This is a genomic window from Rhodopseudomonas sp. BR0C11, from assembly GCF_010820945.1.
GTDB lineage: Bacteria > Pseudomonadota > Alphaproteobacteria > Rhizobiales > Xanthobacteraceae > Rhodopseudomonas > Rhodopseudomonas palustris_H.
Window position 1 is genome coordinate 1 of the sequence record NZ_QTKI01000663.1, and the last position, 1,587, is coordinate 1,587.

Below are 1,587 nucleotides of genomic sequence, written 5' to 3' on the forward strand. Positions count from 1 at the left end.
GGCCTGCTCGCCGCGATGTTCGGCGTCTGGATCAGTAAGGGCGACAACAACGTCTTCACCCAGATCGGGTTGATCGTGCTGGTCGGCCTGTCGGCCAAGAACGCGATCCTGATCGTCGAATTCGCGCGTGAGCTCGAATTCGCCGGGCGCAAGCCGATCGAGGCGGCGATCGAAGCCAGCCGGCTGCGGCTGCGGCCGATCCTGATGACCTCGATGGCGTTCATCATGGGCGTGGTGCCGCTGGTGACTTCGACCGGGGCTGGCTCTGAGATGCGCCACGCCATGGGTGTCGCGGTGTTCGCCGGCATGATCGGCGTCACGGCATTCGGCATCTTCTTCACGCCGATGTTCTACGTGCTGCTGCGCGCCCTGACCGGCAACCGGCCGCTGACGCAGCATGGCGAGGGGACGGTCGATCACGCCGCGCCCTTGGCGCCGGCAGCGCACGACGCCGAACCGCGTCGGCAAACGGCGATCGGGTCGCATCCCTGATGCGACCCGATCAGCTCAGACGGCGGAGGCCGATTTACTGGACCTGTTCGGCCCATCCTCGTGCGGACGGGGCGGCGTCCTCGCCCAGGGTCTGGCGCGCGATCCATCGCGTGACGGCGCTCAGATCACCACCGCTGTCACGGTAGGCCCGGAGCTGGGCATCGGCCGAGCTGCCGCGCTCGAGGATCTCGCGGCAGCCTTCGACCTCTTTGGCGCAGCCGAGGTCTTCGGCATGCGGCAGCACGCGAGCGATGACTTGGTCGAGAAACTCGCGGATCTCGATCGGACCGTCCTTCGACGCAAAGATGCAGTCGGTGCCGTAGCGCTGAGCCCGCCACTTATTCTCCACCGCAATCGCGCGTTCGACGTTGCCGACCTTGTGGGCTGAGGCGGGATGCTCGCAGAGATACTTGATCAGAGCACGATACAGCGACGCGATCAGCACCGCGTCCTCCAGGCGCGTACACACGTCCGGTGCGCGAAGCTCGAGGGTGGGGTGACGCAGCGACGGCCGCAGTGCCCACCAGACGTAGCTTTCGTCCGGCATCACGCCCGATCGCACCAGCGCCTCGACATAGGCGTCGTACTCGGCCTGAGTGGTGAACAACTCCGGCAGGCCGGTGCGGGGCAGCTCGTCGTACGCGGCGAGGCGATAGCCGCGCAGGCCGGTCTCCTTGGCGTTCCAGAACGGGGACGACGTCGCCAGCGCGATGAACAGCGGCAGATATGGGATCATGGCCCGCATTACCGCCACGCGCTCGACCGGCGGTGGGATCTGGACGTGGACGTGCATGCCACAGAGCATGTTGCGGTGACCGATGGTCCGCAGGTCCTCGATCATTTCCGCATAGCGCGGCTTCGGGCTCGGCTTGGAGAACCGCCACGACGCCGTCGGATGGGTCGCGCTGGCCATGATCACCAATCCGTGCTGCGCCGCTGCTGCCGCCACTTCATTACGCAGGAAGCGCAGCTCCTCGCGGGCATCGCTCGGGTCGACATGGACGTTGGTGGCTACTTCGATCTGTGCCTGCAACATCTCCCGCATCGCCTGACCGCCGGTCGACCAGCTCGCGGCCTCGAACAGGATGTTCGGCG

2 protein-coding genes are annotated in these 1,587 nt (G+C 66.5%); one reads left to right on the forward strand and one right to left on the reverse strand.

Annotation, left to right across the window (positions count from 1 at the left end; genetic code table 11):
* A partial coding sequence (locus tag DYI24_RS26340; RefSeq protein WP_205523705.1) for an efflux RND transporter permease subunit occupies positions 1–492 on the forward strand: 492 nt, incomplete at its 5' end.
* A gap of 34 nt (positions 493–526) precedes the next feature.
* On the opposite strand, the gene DYI24_RS26345 is transcribed toward DYI24_RS26340, so the two are convergent.
* Positions 527–1,587, reverse strand: a 1,061-nt coding sequence (locus tag DYI24_RS26345; protein WP_164574404.1) for a carboxylate-amine ligase, incomplete at its 5' end; no start/stop codon positions are given.